Source organism: Enterococcus sp. PF1-24 (assembly GCF_029893325.1).
Lineage (GTDB): Bacteria > Bacillota > Bacilli > Lactobacillales > Enterococcaceae > HY326.
The window spans coordinates 93,079-109,549 of record NZ_JARXWL010000006.1; the positions used below are offsets into that span (position 1 = coordinate 93,079).

Here is a 16,471-nt window from a genome sequence, read left to right on the forward strand (position 1 = left end):
AGGTATAATTAATTTGAAGATAAAGAAAAATTGCCAGAGAAAATCTTGGAGGAAATAGCGTCATGAATTTTAAAGAACTATTAAGTTGTCAGCAAGTCCAACCCTATTTATTAGAGGTGCGCTTAGGCTTGGAGAAAGAGAGTCAGCGGGTCGATTTACAAGGACATTTAGCGACGACCGAGCATCCAGCGGTATTAGGTTGTCGTTCTTATCATCCTTACATTCAAACGGATTTTAGCGAAACCCAGCTGGAGTTGATTACGCCAGTTGTGAATAGCCGTCAAGATTTAATGCGTTCTTTGGCAGCGATTCACGATGTTACTTTACGCTCGATGGCAACCACAGAAATGCTGTGGCCTTTGAGTATGCCGCCAGCTTTGCCGGAAAATGAAGCGGCGATTCAAATTGCTAAGTTAGCTAAGTTTGAAGATGTGTTGTATCGCCGCTATTTAGCTAAAACGTATGGTAAAAGAAAGCAAATGGTTAGCGGCATTCATTTTAACTTTGAGTTCGCTGAAAGCTTGATTCAGGCCTTGTTTAAACAGCAAACAGAAATCGCGGAAATTGAAGTTTTTAAAACACAAGTTTATATGAAAGTTTCCCGAAATTTTTTACGCTATCGTTGGTTGATTACCTATCTTTATGGCGTTGCACCGCTTAGTGAAGCCAATTATTTTGCAGCAGGCGAAGGCCCGAAAGAACCTGTCCGCAGTATTCGTAGCAGTCAATATGGCTATACAAATCATAGCGATGTTAAGGTTTCTTATGCTTCTTTAGAAAAATATATCGCTGATATTGCTTTGATGGTAGAAAGTGGGAAGTTATCAGAAGAAAAAGAATTTTATGCACCGATTCGTTTACGGGGTGGGCATAAAATGTCAGAACTAGCCGCTAGCGGCATTCGTTATGTTGAATTACGAAACATTGATTTAAATCCTTTTGAAAGAATTGGCATTCAAGAAGAGCAGCTGCATTTTCTACAGTTATTTATGCTTTATTTATTGTGGACGGAAGAAAAATTGTCAGCAGATGAATGGGTGGCGTTAGGAGACCAGTACAACAATCAAGTTGCCTTGGAGCAGCCACAACAGCCAACCGCTTTACAAGCCGAAGGAGAACTGATTTTTGAAGAAATGTTAGCAATGTTAAAAGCTTTGGATTTAACAGAAGAATTGCCATTTATTGAAAGCTTACAAAAACGTTTAACGCAACCAGCGGAAACTTTAGCTGCTCGTTGGTTAGCCGCTGTTGAAGAAACTTCGCAAGCCGAAGTAGCCACAAAATTTGCTGAAAAATATCAGCAAAAAGCTTATGAAAAACCTTATCAGCTAGCTGGTTATCGGGGAATGGAATTGTCCACGCAAATCTTTTTATTCGATGCTATTCAAAAAGGGATTACCGTGGAAATTTTAGATGAGTCAGAGCAATTTTTAAAATTGAGATTTGCTAGCCGAACAGAGTACGTGAAAAATGCCAATATGACTAGTCGTGATAATTATATTGTACCTTTAATTATGGAAAATAAAACAGTCACTAAAAAAGTTTTAGCAACAGCTGGTTTTCGAGTGCCGGCGGGGGCAGAATTCAATGATATGGCATTAGCTGAAAAAGCTTTTCCACAATTTGCCGCTAAAGCTTTTGTGATTAAACCTAAAACGACAAATTATGGCTTAGGAATTACGATTTTTAAAGATGGCGCCTCGTTTGCTGATTATCAAGCAGGCTTAGCCATCGCTTTTCAAGAGGACCAAGCGGTGTTAGTAGAAGAATTTTTACCAGGTACAGAGTATCGCTTTTTCGTTTTAGACGGAGCAGTTCAGGCGGTGATGTTGCGAGTACCCGCTAACGTAATTGGCGATGGACAGCAGACAATTGCACAATTAGTCGCTGAGAAAAACCAAGACCCATTGCGAGGCAGTCATCATCGGGCACCACTAGAGTTAATTCAATTAGGGGAAGTTGAAAAACTGATGTTAAAAGCCCAAGGATTTACGGTAGAAAGTGTTCCTGCTAAGTCAGAAGTCGTTTACTTGCGGGAAAATTCAAATATCAGCACAGGTGGCGATTCAATCGACATGACAGATGAAATGCCAGCAGTTTACAAAGAAATTGCCGTTGCTGCGGTCAAAGCCTTAGGCGCTGAAATTTCCGGGATTGATTTAATTATTCCTGATTATCAACAACCAGCAACAATTGATTCAGATAATTACGGCGTCATCGAAGCCAACTTTAATCCGGCGATGCATATGCATATTTATCCTTACCAAGGCAGCAGTCGCCGGTTAACTATGGCAGTTTTAAAATTACTATACCCAGAAGCTTTCAATCAAAAATGTTAAGCCAAATATAAAAAAACTAAATTATCCTATCGTAAGTTAGATAAGGATAATTTAGTTTTTTTTCATTTAGTATTCAAATTCGGCAATCTCAATCGTTTGCTTGGTTTCTTCGACTTGCAAACCAGTGTGTTCTTCCCACCAAGCTTTCATTTCTTTTTCGTAAGTGGTGGGGAAGGTTTCAACGATTGTTAGTAAGCTTCGTTTTTGCAGTTTTGCATAAGGAAAGCTCAAGGTTAAATTATATTTTAATTCCGTCAGCAAGCTGTAATATTGAAACATCATGTAATTCATTTCTAACAAGTCATCAACCGCTAAAACTTGTGGTGCTCGGTCAAAAATAAAACCAAAACTGCGCATCATAAACAAAAAGCCATCTAAGCTGTCTGCCTCAATCATTTCAACTTCCCGCAAAATATCAATGTGGCAATCTAAAGCTGCCAGCAACTCCTGTGATAATTCTTGATAAGTTGGCATTTTTTTCACCTTCTTTATTAGTTTGAAAAAAATTTTAGTGGTTTATTTAGTTAAAAAGTTTCCTCCAGAAGCCTTTTTTACTCTTCTTTTCGGGGATGTTTGCTGAGATAGTCGGTTTGCTTAAAGGATATTTTTCCTCAACATCAATGATAGCTGCACTCACAGCTGTTGTAGCGATTAAAATCCCGCCAAAATCATCAGGATTATCGCCAGCAAAATCATTAACTATGGTAAAAGGTAATTGATTTTTAGTGGCTAATTGGAGATAAGTTGTTTGCAAATCTTCTGAGATTTTACCGTTTAACAGCAGCTTGCTATCAGGATGCTGTTGAAATTCCTTGATTAAGGCTTGTTGATTATGGTCGCTAGCCATTTGGCGAACCATAAGTGTTAAATAGCAGCGTTCTCGAAAAGTCCCCAAGTAGCAATGTTGCTCATCAGGATTTAATTTGCGTCCAAATTGACTATCATTTATTCGTTGTTGAATTTTATCTTTCCCCATGAAATACCTCTTTTTTTATTATCTAGCTTCATTTTTAGTATAGCAAAAATTCGTGATTTTCCCAAGTCAGACGATAAATAAAAGCACCACAATTCATTAGTAAAAATAAAAAAAGACTTGCAATTTTTGTGATATTCTCATAAACTAGCACTTGGAATGAAAATCATTCTCAATTGCAAAAAGGTGATAGGAGTAAAAGTTTTGAAAAAAGTCGGTCTTTTTATACTTTTAATATTACTTGTTCTGATTTCTTTATTTGTTGGAGTTAAGGATATGGATTTTAGCGGCGTATTAAATGACGTCGGGCAGCAACGACTGATTTTTTTTACAACGCGGATTCCCAGAACGATTAGTTTAGTTTTAGCTGGTGCAACCATGAGCGTTTGCGGTTTAGTGATGCAACATTCGACGCAAAACAAATTTGTTTCACCAACAACAGCGGGAACCATGGCAAGTGCCCGCTTAGGGATTGTTTTTGTGATGATTTTTTTACCTAGTGCTTCGACGCTGTTGCGTTCTTTGGTGGCTTTTCTGTTTGCTTTTTTAGGAACGTTAGCTTTTTTAGGTCTGAGTCGTTTTTTACCTGGTAAAAATCAAATGATGTTACCGCTAGTTGGTGTGATGTTTGGTAATATTATCGGTTCAATCGCAACTTTTTTTGCTTACCAGTTTCAAGTGGTTCAAAATATGTCCGCTTGGTTACAAGGGAATTTCGCCACCGTCATGAAAGGCAATTATGAGTTACTTTATCTGACCATTCCCGTTTTTATTGCGGTTTATGGCTTTGCATATGCTTTTACAATTGTCGGCTTAGGGGAAGATTTTGCTAAAAATTTAGGTTTAAATTATCGCATGATTCAACTGCTGGGCATTTTGTTAATTGCTATCGCTAGTGGGATTGTTTTAATTATGGTAGGAACGGTGACTTTTTTAGGTGTGGTGGTTCCTAATATTATTGCGCAATTTTACGGCGATCATATGCAGAAAACGTTAGGTTTAACGGCGCTAGCCGGCAGTATTTTTTTGCTTAGCTGCGATATTATCGCTCGTTTGGTGATTGCTCCTTATGAAATTCCGGTGAGTGTGGTAGTGGGCATCATTGGTAGTTTGCTTTTTATCTTACTTTTAACAAAGGGGAAAAAAGCATGAAAAAATCATCTTTATGGTTAAAACTTCTGCCGTTACTAGTAGTAGCTGCGGGCTTAATTTTTCTTTATTTAACCTATAACACTTATGGTAATTGGCAATTTGCTTTGAAACTTCGCGGAAAAAAAGTTGTGGCACTGATTTTAGTCGCTATAGCCAGTAGCTTTTCAACGATTACTTTTCAAACCTTGACGCAAAATCATTTTTTAACCCCGAATATTTTAGGGTTGGATTCTTTATATGTCTTAGTTCAAACGCTGCTGTTCTTTTTCGTAGGCGGAGTTACAATGCTCTCGCAAGAAAGTTTAGGGATGTTTCTCGGTAATATTATTTTGATGGCTTGCGGTAGCTTACTGTTATCTCGCTGGCTGTTAGCGAAAGCTCAAAATAATTTATTTTTACTTTTAATGGTGGGCATGATTTCAGGGACGTTGTTTAGTAGTTTAAGCACTTTTTTACAAGTGGTGATGGATCCGAATGAATATGATTTATTACAAGGAAAATTATTTGCCAGCTTCGGTAATGTGAATAGTTATCATTTGCTGTGGGCGCTAGGAAGTATTTTGCTGGTAGTGGTGTTGCTCTTTAAACAGCGCCACACGCTTGATGTGTTGCATTTAGGGCGAGATCAAGCATTGGCGTTAGGGATTAATTTATCAAGCTTACAAATTTGGTTGCTATTGGCAGTTAGCCTACTAACAGGAACGGCGACGGCGTTGATGGGCCCGATTACTTTTTTAGGCTTTGTGGTGGCGAATGTTAGCTATCAATATGCGGCGACTTATCGTCATGATTGGTTGTTTGCAATTGCCACACTGCTGGGAATTATTTTTTTAGTAGGGGGCCAATTTTTAGTGGAGCAAGTTTTTGCTTTACGAACGACTTTAAGTATTGTCATCGAATTTTCTGGAGGACTATATTTTGTCGCTAAAATTATTCGTGAAAGGAAAAAAGCTTCATGATTGAAATGCATCATGTCACAAAAAAATATGGCGAAAAATTAGTCGTTACCGATATTAATTTGCCGATTACCCCCCAAAAGTTGACCGCCTTTATTGGTCCTAATGGTGCTGGCAAAAGTACGCTGTTAGCGATGATTAGCCGCTTGTTACCACAAGATATCGGTGAAATTTATTTAGATCATAATGAAGTTAAAACTTGGAAAGCCAACGAGTTAGCGAAAAAATTATCAATTTTAAAACAAAGCAACGGTATTGCCTTAAAAATTACCGTGCGGGAGTTAGTTAATTTTGGGCGCTTTCCTTATAGTAAAGGGCGCTTAACTGCTGAAGATGAGGTGTTAGTGACGGAAGCCTTGAATAATTTAGGTTTATTAGAGCTGGCGGAAGAAACGATTGATACTTTATCTGGTGGCCAATTACAAAGAGCCTATATCGCAATGGTTTTAGCACAAAACACCGATTATATCTTGTTAGATGAGCCTTTAAATAATTTAGATATGAATTACGCGGTGCAAATGATGCAAACATTACGGCGGTTGGTTGATGAACTGGGCAAAACTATTATTATCGTCTTGCATGACATTAATTTTGCTGCTAGTTATGCGGATGAAATTGTTGCCATGAAAAAAGGGCAAGTTTTCGCTCATGGAAATGTAGATGAAATGATTCAAACGGCAGTTTTGAATGACTTATATGACATGGAGATTAAAATTTGTGAAATTGAAGGCAAACGTTTCTGTATGTATTTTAGTTAAAAAGTAATAAATTAAGTTATTTACTACTGATTTCAGTAGTTAAAATATAAAAAAAGTTAGGATGGGGAAAGATATGAATAAATTAGTTAAGAATTTAGGGCTTTTATTAGCTGTAGGTGCATTAGCAGGTTGTAGCGGAGGTAACACAAAAGATTCTGAAACAGCAGTTTCTACACAAGCTAGTTCAAGCGTGGCGGAAGTGACCGCCGTGACAGTGACGGATAGCCAAGGCGATAGCGTTGAAATAACTAAAAATCCGGAAAAAGTGGTGGTTTTTGATAATGGTTCACTAGATACTCTGGATGTTTTAGGTGTGGGAGATTCAGTAGTAGGTGCTGCAGTGGATAATTTACCAGAATATTTAGCAGAATACCGTGATGTTGAATCAGCTGGGGGCATTAAAGAGCCTGATATGGAAAAAATCAATGCAATGGAGCCCGATTTAATTATTATTTCTGGTCGTCAAGGAGATTATAAAGAAGAACTATCAGCGATTGCGCCAACTATCTTTTTAGGTGTCGATAATGCAGATACTTGGAATTCAATCGAAAACAACGTTGAAACATTAGCAACAATTTTTGATAAGACAACCGAAGCAGAAAAAGCTTTGGCTGATTTAGAAACAAAAATTGCTGATGTTAAAGCGCAAGCCACTGAATCAGGCGAAAAAGCTTTAGTAACTTTAGTCAACGAAGGGGAGTTATCAGCTTATGGCTCTGGTTCACGTTTTGGGATTGTGCATGATGTCTTTGGTTTTGCTTTAGCTGATGAAAATATTGAAGCTTCAACTCATGGTCAAAACGTTTCTTATGAATATGTTTTAGAAATGAATCCGGATATTTTGTTTGTAGTTGACCGTACGCAAGCAATTGGTGGCGATACAACTGAGAATCAAGTTGCTGACAATGAATTAGTTAAAGAAACCAATGCGGGTAAAAATGGAAAAGTCTACACACTTACACCAGATGTATGGTATTTAAGTGGTGGTGGCTTGAAGTCGGTTGAATTAATGATAAACGATGTACAACAAGCTTTAAAATAAATCAGAACTAAATAAGAAATTTTATTAAGCAATCAAGGGACGATTCAGAAATGTTCCTTGATTGCTTTTTTCTTTTTGAAAAGCTAATGATAGCAATAAAATTCTGTTATCGGTAACACGAAGAAACCGTTTGCTTTAAAGGGTTTAGGGTAGCATAATAAGGCTATGAAATGAAATAGGGGGTCAGCAAAATGACAAACATTTTTTTGAAAAAGATCAGTTTAGCTTTTGTTACTTTAGGAGCAGTCGCTAGTTTAGCGGCTTGTGGCAATGTCGGTGAAACTAGTAAAGGTTCTGATGGAGATGCAGCTGGTAAAACAGAAATTAGTATTTTTCAGTTTAAGGTAGAATTTAAAGATCAGTTTGAGGCTTTAGCCAAAAAGTATGAAGAAGAAAATCCAGATATTAAAATTAATATTGAAACTGTTGGTGGTGGCTCGGATTATGGTGCAGCTTTAAAATCGAAGTTTTCTTCAGGTAATGAACCAAATATCTTTAATATTGGTGGTCCAGAAGACGTAAATATGTGGCTGGATAGTTTAACTGATTTAAGTGATACGGAAGCCGCTAAGCAAGCTTTGGATGGCACTTTAACCGGTGCAACCAAAGACGATAAAGTTTTAGGCCTACCTTATAATATTGAAGGCTACGGGATTTTATATAACAAAGAAATTTTTGAAGAAGCGGGAATCGATGCAACTACAATTACTACTTTAGCTGATTTAGAAAAAGCAGCGGAAACATTAGAGAAACAAAAAGCTGAGTTAGGAATTGAAGCACCTTTTGCTTTAGCAGCCAAAGAACAATGGATTACTGGTTTACACTCTGCTAACGCCTTTTTAAATGCTGAGTTTAATAATGATGTAATGCAGGCTTTTGAATCAAAAGAAGTAGCTTTTGAATATGGCGATGCCTTCAAAAAATATATTGACTGGATGAATAAATACTCTGTGCAACCAGCGAATAGTTTAGATTATTCACAACAAATTGAACAGCTATTTGCTAACGGCAAAGTAGCCATGACCCAACAAGGAAATTGGGTTTATCCAACCATTGAAGGAATTGATGAAACGTTAGCTAATGAAAAAATTGGTTTATTGCCAATTCCGATTGACGGCGTAGTTGAAGGCAAAATACCGGTTGGTGTGCCAATGTACTGGGGCGTTAACAGCAACGGATCAGAAGAAGAAATTCAAGCTGCAAAAGATTTCTTAGATTATTTATACACTTCAGAAGAAGGCAAACAAATCGTTTTAGAAGATTTCAAATTTGTTCCTGCTTATCAAGGTTATGATACGGATAAAATTTCAGATCCTTTATCTAAAGATGTCTATACTTACTACACTGAAGGCAATACAACTGGTTGGGTCTTCATGGGTTATCCAGCTGGCTGGGGAGAACAATCTTTAGGAGCGGAAATTCAAAAATATGTAGCAGGCGATGCTTCTTGGGAAGAAGTTATCAGTACCGTTCAGAAAAAATGGGCTGAAGAAAGAAAATAATTTGAAAAATTTGGGGCAAAAGGCGACTAAACTTTTGCCCCAACTGTATTTAAACCAAAAAGAGATAGCTCTTGTAGCTAGCTTAATAAAAGTAAAGATAGGGAGAGAACAGTAATGGTAAAACAGAAGAAAAGCTGGTTTTATATATTTGCGGCGCCAGTTACTTTGGCTTTGATTGCAGTCGTCATCGTTCCGTTTATCTATGGGATTTATTACTCTTTTTCACAGTGGAATGGCGTTTCAAAAGAAACTTTTGTTGGCTTAGATAATTATATTCAACTATTTTCTGATAAAAATTTTTGGTCAGCGATGATTTTTACAGTGAAATTTGCGGTTATTTCGATTATTTTAACCAATATTATTGGTTTAGGCTTAGCGATGTTAGTTACGAGTAAATTTAAAGGGGCTAATTTTTTAAGAACGATATTTTTCATGCCCAATTTAATTGGTGGACTTATTTTAGGGTTTATTTGGCAATTTATTTTTATTAATGCATTTAGTGCGATTGGCGATGTTATCGGTAATCAAGGCTTAAAAACATGGCTTTCAACTACTCAAACAGGTTTTTGGGCGCTAATTATCGTCATGTGTTGGCAGATGTCGGGTTATATTATGGTAATTTATATCTCTTATTTACAAAGTGTTGATGAATCTCTATTAGAAGCAGCTGATTTAGATGGCGCAAGCACTTGGCAAAAATTTTGGAATATTAAATTGCCTTTAATTATGCCTGGTTTCACAGTTAGTTTATTTATGACTTTATCAAATAGCTTCAAATTATATGATCAAAACTTATCATTAACAAATGGTGGACCATATAACTCTACTCAAATGGTAGCTATGAATATTTATAATACAGCCTTTGGAGAAAATAAAATGGGTTATGCACAAGCAAAAGCAGTGGTATTCTTTGTTATTGTTGCTGCCATTTCATTAACGCAAGTTTATTTGACGAAAAGAAAAGAGGTTGAAGCATAATGAAACAAACGAAAGCGAAAAGCCAGTTAATTCGAAGCTTGCTGGGGCTTTTATTAGGTCTAGTTTGGCTGATTCCTTTTTATTTAATGATTAGCAACTCTTTTAAATCAAAACAAGAAATTTTTACTAACCCATTAGGGATTCCTAAAGATTTTACTTGGGGAAATTATCCAGAAGCTTTTAGTCAGCTGGATTTTATTAAAACCTTAATGAATTCTTTGGTGATTACGATTATTAGCGTGGTAGTGATTGTGATTTTCTCTGCCTTATGTGCCTATGCATTAGAGCGCAACAAAACAAAAATCAGTACGATTATTTTTATGATTTTTGTGGCAGCAATGTTAGTGCCTTTTCAATCAGTGATGTTGCCTTTGGTTTCTTTATTTGGTAAAGCCCAATTGTTAAATCAAGCAGGGATTATTTTCATGTATTTAGGTTTTGGTGGAAGTATGTCGATTTTCCTTTATCATGGGGCGTTAAAAAGTATTCCTAAAGCTTTAGATGAAGCAGCAATTATTGATGGCGCCAATCGTTTTCAAGTTTTCTGGCATGTGATTTTCCCGATGCTAAAACCGACAACGGTGACCGTGATGGTTTTAAATACCATGTGGATTTGGAATGATTATTTATTGCCATCATTGGTAATTAATTCACCAACCACGCAAACGATTCCTTTGAAAATGTTTTTCTTCTTTGGTCAATACACCAAACAATGGCATTTGGCTTTAGCCGGTTTAGTAATTGCGGTTTTACCAGTAATTATTTTCTATTTTGTCATGCAAAAACAAATTATCAAAGGTGTGGCTGATGGCGCAGTGAAATAAGGATGTTGGAGGTTTAGATGATGAAACGTGTATGGTGGAAAGAAGAAATTGGCTATCAAATTTATCCGAGAAGTTTTAAAGATAGCAATCAAGATGGTATTGGTGATATTAATGGGATTCGTGAAAAGATTCCCTATTTAAAAGAATTAGGCGTTGATTTTTTATGGTTGAATCCGATTTATCAATCCCCTAATGTTGATAATGGCTATGATATTAGTGACTATCAAAAAATTCAGCCAGAATTTGGGACGATGGCGGATTTTGATTTACTTTTAGCAGAAGCGCATAATCACGGTTTAAAAGTGATTATGGATTTAGTAATTAATCATACTTCAGATCAGCATTATTGGTTTCAAGAAGCGAAAAAAAGTATGGATAATCCTTATCGCGATTATTATATTTGGCGTGAAGGTGTGGAGGGAGCTTTACCGAATAATTGGCAATCAATCTTTGGTGGTTCCGTTTGGGAGTTCGATCAACAAACTAACGAATATTATTTTCACGCATTCGCCAAGGAACAACCCGATTTAAATTGGGAGTCGCCAGCTTTGAAACAAGAAATTTTTGATATGATTCGTTGGTGGCTTGATAAAGGAATTGATGGCTTTAGAGTGGATGCCATTTCGCATATTAAAAAGGAACCCTTCGATTTGCCAGCCGATTCTGAAAATCCTTCTCAGCGCTATCAAAATATTACTGGGATTGATAGCTATCTGAAAGAATTGCAACAAGTTTTTGCTGAATATGAAATCATGACTGTTGGAGAAGCCAATGGAGTCAGTGCTGATGAAGGAATTTTATGGGCTGGTGATGACGGCTATTTTAATATGATTTTTGAATTTGAACATATTCGTTTGTGGCGTCAATCAAAAGACGAGGGCTTTGATGTGCCGGCTTTTAAATCGGCTCTTTCTCGTTGGCAACAATCCTTAGATGGAAAAGGCTGGAATGCTTTATATATGGAAAATCATGATATTCCCCGCTCTGTTTCAGTGGCGGGTGATGATACCAGTGCCTATCGAGAAATTTCAGCGAAAGCTTTAGCGATTAGTTATATGTTGCTACAAGGGACACCTTTTATTTATCAAGGTCAGGAATTAGGCATGACTAACATGGCTTTCAATGATATTTCCGAGATTGATGTGGTAGATTCCAAAAATCTTTATCAAGAATTATTAGCTAAAGGAACTTCGGCAGCAGAAGCGTTAGAGATTGTAGCGGAAACCACGCGGGATAACGCTCGGACGCCGATGCAATGGAGCAATGACGAGTTTGCTGGTTTTTCTGAAGGGACACCTTGGTTAAAAGTCAATCCTAATAAAGAAAATATCAATGTTGCAAAGGAAATGGCAGATGAAAATTCAGTCTATCATTTTTATAAAAAGTTGATTCAATTAAGAAAGCAGCATGAAACTTTGATTTATGGTACTTATCAAGAAATTTTAGCAGAGAATCAACAAATTTTTGCTTACAAAAGAATTTCTGAAACCGCAGAATTTCTGATTGTTAGTAATTTATCTAAAATGCCCGCTGATTTTTCACTGGCAAGTGAAATAGCGACTAATAATTGGCAGCGATTGTTGAGTAGTTATCCTGAAGAATCAACTAATAAAGGAGAACTACGACCATTTGAAGCAAATGTCTATTATAAGAAAATAAAATCGTAGCTCGCTTAAATTTTTGGAGTAAAAAGCTTTTTCCTGTATAATAAAAATAGTGAAAAATGAAATGAGGTGAGGTTGTGGCGACACTTTCTGATGTAGCGAAGTTGGCAAATGTTTCAAAAATGACGGCATCGCGGGTGATTAATCATCCAGAAAAAGTAACTGATGAGCTGAAAGAATTAGTTTTTAAAGCGATGGCCGAGTTGGATTATCATCCCAATATTGCCGCCAAAGCTTTAGCGAAAAATCGCTCACAAATCATTAAGCTTTTCATTTTGGAAGAAATTGACACGACTGAACCTTATTACATGAATTTATTAATGGGAATTGCTAAAGCAGTAGGGGAGGAACATTATTCCTTGCAGCTAGTTACTAAAGGCGGATTTGATACCGGGACTTGTGATGGCTATATCATAACTGGCTTTCGTGATGACGATTTTCAATGGATTAATAGCTTGGAAAAACCAGTTGTTTTATTTGGTGAAAATAAATATAATATTGATTTTGTAGATAGCGATAATTACTACGGTACCACGATGACCACCAAGTATGCGCTGGAAAGAGGCTATGATTCAATTATTTATATTGGGATTGATGTTGATGAGCCTTTTGAGCGCTCACGAGAATCTGGTTATTTAGCAGTGATGGAGCAGCAAGGTCTGCCTGCCAGAATTGAGCGCTTTAATAATCGCTCTACTTTAGCCAAATTATTTATCGAAACTTATTGGGAAGATTTCCCTAAAAATACTTGTTTTATTTGTAGTTCCGATCGTTTAGCGATTGGGATTGAACGGGGAATTATTAACTGTGGCGGAAAGGTGCCAGAGGATTTTGGCATCATTGGTTTTGACGGTGTTTTTCTTGATCAAATTGGTTCGCCAAAATTAACCACAGCCAAACAAGCGATTATTAAAATGGGTGAAGTTTGTGGTGAAATGTTAACGAAGAAGATTGAAGAAGAAGGCAAGAGCCAAGGCTACCGCCGTTTTTTACCAGAATTAATTATGCGGGAATCAACTAAATAACTATAAAAAGCAAAGTAAAGCCATAAATTTAATGGAATACTTTGCTTTTTTTCAAAAAATAAAGCAATAAATTTTTATGCTTTCCTGAATTTTCAATTATTTTCCTGACAAACTGTGTTAAAATAAAAAGGAATCTTACTTTTGGAGGAAATTATGGAAAAGACAGCCCATGATGGGACACTCAAGATTTTTAGCTTAAATGCCAATCAACCATTAGCTGAAAAAATTGCTAAAGTTTTTGGTACAGAATTAGGGAAATGTCATGTAAAACATTTTAGTGATGGGGAAATTGCCATTAATATTGAGGAAAGTGTGCGGGGAGATGATGTCTTCGTGATTCAATCCACGAATGCACCAGTTAACGATCATTACATGGAATTAATGATTATGATTGATGCTTTAAAACGCGCCAGCGCTAAAACGATTAATATTGTTTTACCTTACTATGGCTATGCTCGTCAAGATCGGACCGCAAATCCCCATGAACCGATTACCGCTAAATTAATTGCTAATATGTTGGAAGAAGCCGGTGCTACTAGAGTTTTAACGCTAGATTTGCATACTGTGCAGGTGCAAGGATTCTTTGATATCCCAGCTGATAATTTATATACTTTACCATTATTTGTCCGTTATTATTGGGATAAAGGAATGACAGGCGATGATTTTGTCGTTGTTTCTCCAAAAAATAGTGGCGTAAAACGCGCTCGCGGCTTAGCTGAATATTTAGATGCGACTTTATCAATTGTTGAACAAGTTGATGTTGATGGCGCTGAAAATGGCTATGTGATTGGCGATGTTAAAGGGAAAACCTGTATCATGATTGATGATATTTTAACAACCGGCCAGACTTTAGCGAATGCTGCCGAAATTTTAGCAGCAGCTGGGGCCAAAGAAATTTATGCCTGCGCTTCTCACGGTTTGTTAATTCCACCTGCCAAAGAAATTTTAGAGCAATCAAAAATTAAAGATATTTGTATTACGGATTCTGTAGAAACCCCTGCTGAAGGACGACCAGATAATTTAACGATTATTACTTGTTCCGAATTAATGGGTGAAGCCATGAAACGGATTCACGAAGAACGACCAGTCAGTCCGTTGTTTGTTGCCGAACGACCAAATTAAATTATTAATAGCTAAAAATATTCAGAAAGTTGGTTAAAAGATGATTACTTCAACTTTGGATAGTTACCCAGGTAAGAAAGTGGTTCAGCAATTAGGGATTGTTACGGGTTATGATGATTCAATCAGCTTAGTGCGCACCGGAAGTTACTCTGAAGCATATTTTAAATTGGCTATCAAGGATATGGAAAAAGCTGCAAAAACCTTAGGAGCTAATGGGATTTTAGGAATTTCTTTTAGTTTAGGTGATCGCACACGTCCTTTTGTTATGGGAACTGCAGTTATTTTGGAAGATGAATAAAAAATTAGTGAGGGAAAGCAGCTCAAGTAGCCTTGAGTTTCTTTCCCTCTTTGTCTGTGCTAAAATAGCACCTATAAACTTTGATTTCAGAAAGGACTGGCAGCTATGCAGTCAATATATTTAGACCATGCAGCAACAACACCCTTACATCCAGAAGTAATTGCTGAAATGAACCAATTGATGACAGGCAATTTTGGGAATCCTTCAAGTGTGCATCATTTTGGCAGAAAAGCCCAAGAGAAATTAACCGCTGCTCGTAAAGTTGTAGCGGATTCTTTACAAGCGAAAACTCACGAAATAATTTTTAACAGTGGTGGTACAGAAGGGGCGAATACCGCAATTTTAGGGGTGGCTCAGTCGCGAAAACAGGAAGGCAAACATATTATTACGACTGCGATTGAACATCATGCAGTTTTAAATACGATGAATTTTTTAGAAACGCAAGGTTTTGAAGTAACCTATTTACCAGTTAATCAACAAGGTCAGCTGGAATTAGCAAACTTTGAAGCAGCTTTGCGGGCGGATACGATTCTTGTTTCGATAATGTTTGTCAACAATGAAACCGGTAATTATTTGCCGATTAAAGAAATTGGGGCGCGTTTAAAAGAGCATTCGGCTTATTTTCATACCGACGCGGTGCAAGCGTATGGCTTACAAGAGATTGTTCCACAAGAATTGGGGATTGATTTATTAAGTGCCTCAGCTCATAAAATTAATGGCCCCAAAGGTGTGGGATTTTTATATAAAGCTGATTATGTTCAATTGCCGACTTTATTTCACGGCGGTCAACAAGAAGAAAAAAGACGTCCGGGAACCGAAAATCTAATTGGCATTGCTGGCTTAGGTCAAGCGGTGACGATTTTAACTAAAGCCGAAAAAGCAGATCGAGCTGCTAATCATTTACAATTTCAAACAGCAATTTTACAAGCTTTAGACGAAGCGCAGGTAGCTTATCAGGTTAATGGGGATTTAACGACTAAATCGTCCCATATTTTAAATTTGCGCTTTAATGGGCAGCGCAATGATTTATTGCTGATGAAACTGGATTTGCAAGGGATTGCGGTTTCCACAGGCTCTGCTTGTACAGCGGGGGCAGTGGAGCCCTCTCACGTGATTACAGCTATGTATCCTAACGATGCAGCGGCGGCTAAAGAATCTGTGCGGATTAGTTTTGGTTACGAGAACACAGCTGCTGAAATTGATAGCTTTATAGCAAGCTTGCTACAAATTTTACAAAAATAAGGAGTGTTGGTAATGGCGGAAAAAATTGATTATGGCTTGATTTTTGCAGAAAATCAACAGTTGGAAACGGCAAGATTAATACTTCGGCCTTTAACTTTAGCAGATGCGGATGAGATGTTTGCTTTTGCTGGTGATGTTGAAGTGGCCCGCTATGTTTCCTATGAACCTCATGCCGACGTTAACACGACACGTTCAGTGATTGCCAATTATTTTATGAAGGAATCTTTTGGCAAATTTGCAATTACGTTAAAAGCTTCTGGGAAAATGGTGGGGACGATTGATTTACGGGTTGATGAAAATAATCAAGTTGCGGAAATCGGTTACGCCTTACATCGAAATTATTGGCGTCAAGGAATTACCACCGAAGCAGCTAAGGTGCTGATTGATTTCGGTTTTGGGAAACTAAATTTATTACGAATTTTTGCAGTTTATAATGAAAAAAATCCTAATTCTGGCGGCGTAATGAAGAAATTAGGGATGTTGCAAGAAGGCCGAATAGTGGATGCCAAAATTTTGAAAGGTGAAAAAATCACCTTGATTCAATGGGGAATCACACAAGCAATGTGGCAAATCAATCAAAAAAATGAGGTTTAGCA

General features: G+C 37.1%; 16 protein-coding genes. 14 read left to right on the forward strand and 2 right to left on the reverse strand.

The window, feature by feature from the left end; translation table 11 throughout:
- The first annotated feature begins 62 nt into the window (after positions 1-62).
- Positions 63-2,339: a bifunctional glutamate--cysteine ligase GshA/glutathione synthetase GshB gene (gene gshAB / locus M2139_RS04300; protein ID WP_280737528.1), complete on the forward strand. Its 2,277-nt coding sequence runs from the start codon at positions 63-65 to the stop codon at positions 2,337-2,339.
- Between the two features lie 66 nt (positions 2,340-2,405).
- On the opposite strand, the gene M2139_RS04305 is transcribed toward gshAB, so the two are convergent.
- Together M2139_RS04305 and M2139_RS04310 are read right to left on the reverse strand one after the other, a co-directional pair.
- Complete coding sequence (locus M2139_RS04305) at positions 2,406-2,813, reverse strand: hypothetical protein (protein WP_280737527.1); 408 nt, start codon at positions 2,811-2,813, stop codon at positions 2,406-2,408.
- Positions 2,814-2,859: 46 nt separating this feature from the next.
- Complete coding sequence (locus tag M2139_RS04310) at positions 2,860-3,315, reverse strand: YueI family protein (protein WP_280737526.1); 456 nt, start codon at positions 3,313-3,315, stop codon at positions 2,860-2,862.
- A gap of 201 nt (positions 3,316-3,516) precedes the next feature.
- On the opposite strand from M2139_RS04310, the gene M2139_RS04315 reads away from it, so the two are divergent.
- From M2139_RS04315 to M2139_RS04375, 13 genes are all read left to right on the forward strand, one after another.
- Positions 3,517-4,464 (forward strand): iron chelate uptake ABC transporter family permease subunit, encoded by a 948-nt coding sequence (locus M2139_RS04315; protein ID WP_280737525.1) that lies wholly within the window; start codon positions 3,517-3,519, stop codon positions 4,462-4,464.
- On the forward strand, positions 4,461-5,423 hold the full coding sequence (locus M2139_RS04320) for an iron chelate uptake ABC transporter family permease subunit (protein ID WP_280737524.1): 963 nt from the start codon (positions 4,461-4,463) through the stop codon (positions 5,421-5,423). The genes M2139_RS04315 and M2139_RS04320 overlap by 4 nt, the downstream gene beginning before the upstream one ends.
- The gene (locus M2139_RS04325) at positions 5,420-6,178 is read left to right on the forward strand and encodes an ATP-binding cassette domain-containing protein (RefSeq protein ID WP_280737523.1); all 759 of its coding nucleotides are present in this window, start codon (positions 5,420-5,422) and stop codon (positions 6,176-6,178) included. The genes M2139_RS04320 and M2139_RS04325 overlap by 4 nt, the downstream gene beginning before the upstream one ends.
- Before the next feature lie 73 nt (positions 6,179-6,251).
- Entirely contained in the window at positions 6,252-7,220 is a 969-nt protein-coding gene (locus M2139_RS04330; protein ID WP_280737522.1) for a siderophore ABC transporter substrate-binding protein, read from the forward strand.
- Between the two features lie 191 nt (positions 7,221-7,411).
- Entirely contained in the window at positions 7,412-8,722 is a 1,311-nt protein-coding gene (locus M2139_RS04335) for an ABC transporter substrate-binding protein (RefSeq protein WP_280737521.1), read from the forward strand.
- A 114-nt stretch (positions 8,723-8,836) separates the two neighbouring features.
- Positions 8,837-9,700, forward strand: a complete 864-nt coding sequence (locus M2139_RS04340; protein WP_280737520.1) for a sugar ABC transporter permease — start codon at positions 8,837-8,839, stop codon at positions 9,698-9,700.
- Positions 9,700-10,524 carry a carbohydrate ABC transporter permease gene (locus M2139_RS04345; protein WP_280737519.1) on the forward strand — a complete coding sequence of 275 codons (825 nt, stop codon included), beginning with the start codon at positions 9,700-9,702 and terminating at the stop codon, positions 10,522-10,524. The genes M2139_RS04340 and M2139_RS04345 overlap by 1 nt, the downstream gene beginning before the upstream one ends.
- 17 nt (positions 10,525-10,541) lie before the next feature.
- Positions 10,542-12,191: an alpha-glucosidase gene (locus M2139_RS04350; protein ID WP_280737518.1), complete on the forward strand. Its 1,650-nt coding sequence runs from the start codon at positions 10,542-10,544 to the stop codon at positions 12,189-12,191.
- A gap of 74 nt (positions 12,192-12,265) precedes the next feature.
- Complete coding sequence (locus M2139_RS04355; RefSeq protein ID WP_280737517.1) at positions 12,266-13,213, forward strand: LacI family DNA-binding transcriptional regulator; 948 nt, start codon at positions 12,266-12,268, stop codon at positions 13,211-13,213.
- A gap of 153 nt (positions 13,214-13,366) precedes the next feature.
- On the forward strand, positions 13,367-14,335 hold the full coding sequence (locus M2139_RS04360) for a ribose-phosphate diphosphokinase (RefSeq protein WP_280737516.1): 969 nt from the start codon (positions 13,367-13,369) through the stop codon (positions 14,333-14,335).
- A 40-nt stretch (positions 14,336-14,375) separates the two neighbouring features.
- Positions 14,376-14,633: a heavy metal-binding domain-containing protein gene (locus M2139_RS04365; RefSeq protein ID WP_280737515.1), complete on the forward strand. Its 258-nt coding sequence runs from the start codon at positions 14,376-14,378 to the stop codon at positions 14,631-14,633.
- 105 nt (positions 14,634-14,738) lie between these two features.
- Complete coding sequence (locus tag M2139_RS04370; RefSeq protein WP_280737514.1) at positions 14,739-15,875, forward strand: cysteine desulfurase family protein; 1,137 nt, start codon at positions 14,739-14,741, stop codon at positions 15,873-15,875.
- Positions 15,876-15,887: 12 nt separating this feature from the next.
- A complete protein-coding gene (locus tag M2139_RS04375) occupies positions 15,888-16,469 on the forward strand; it encodes a GNAT family N-acetyltransferase (protein WP_280737513.1) in 582 nt (193 codons plus the stop codon).
- The last annotated feature ends 2 nt before the right edge of the window (positions 16,470-16,471 follow it).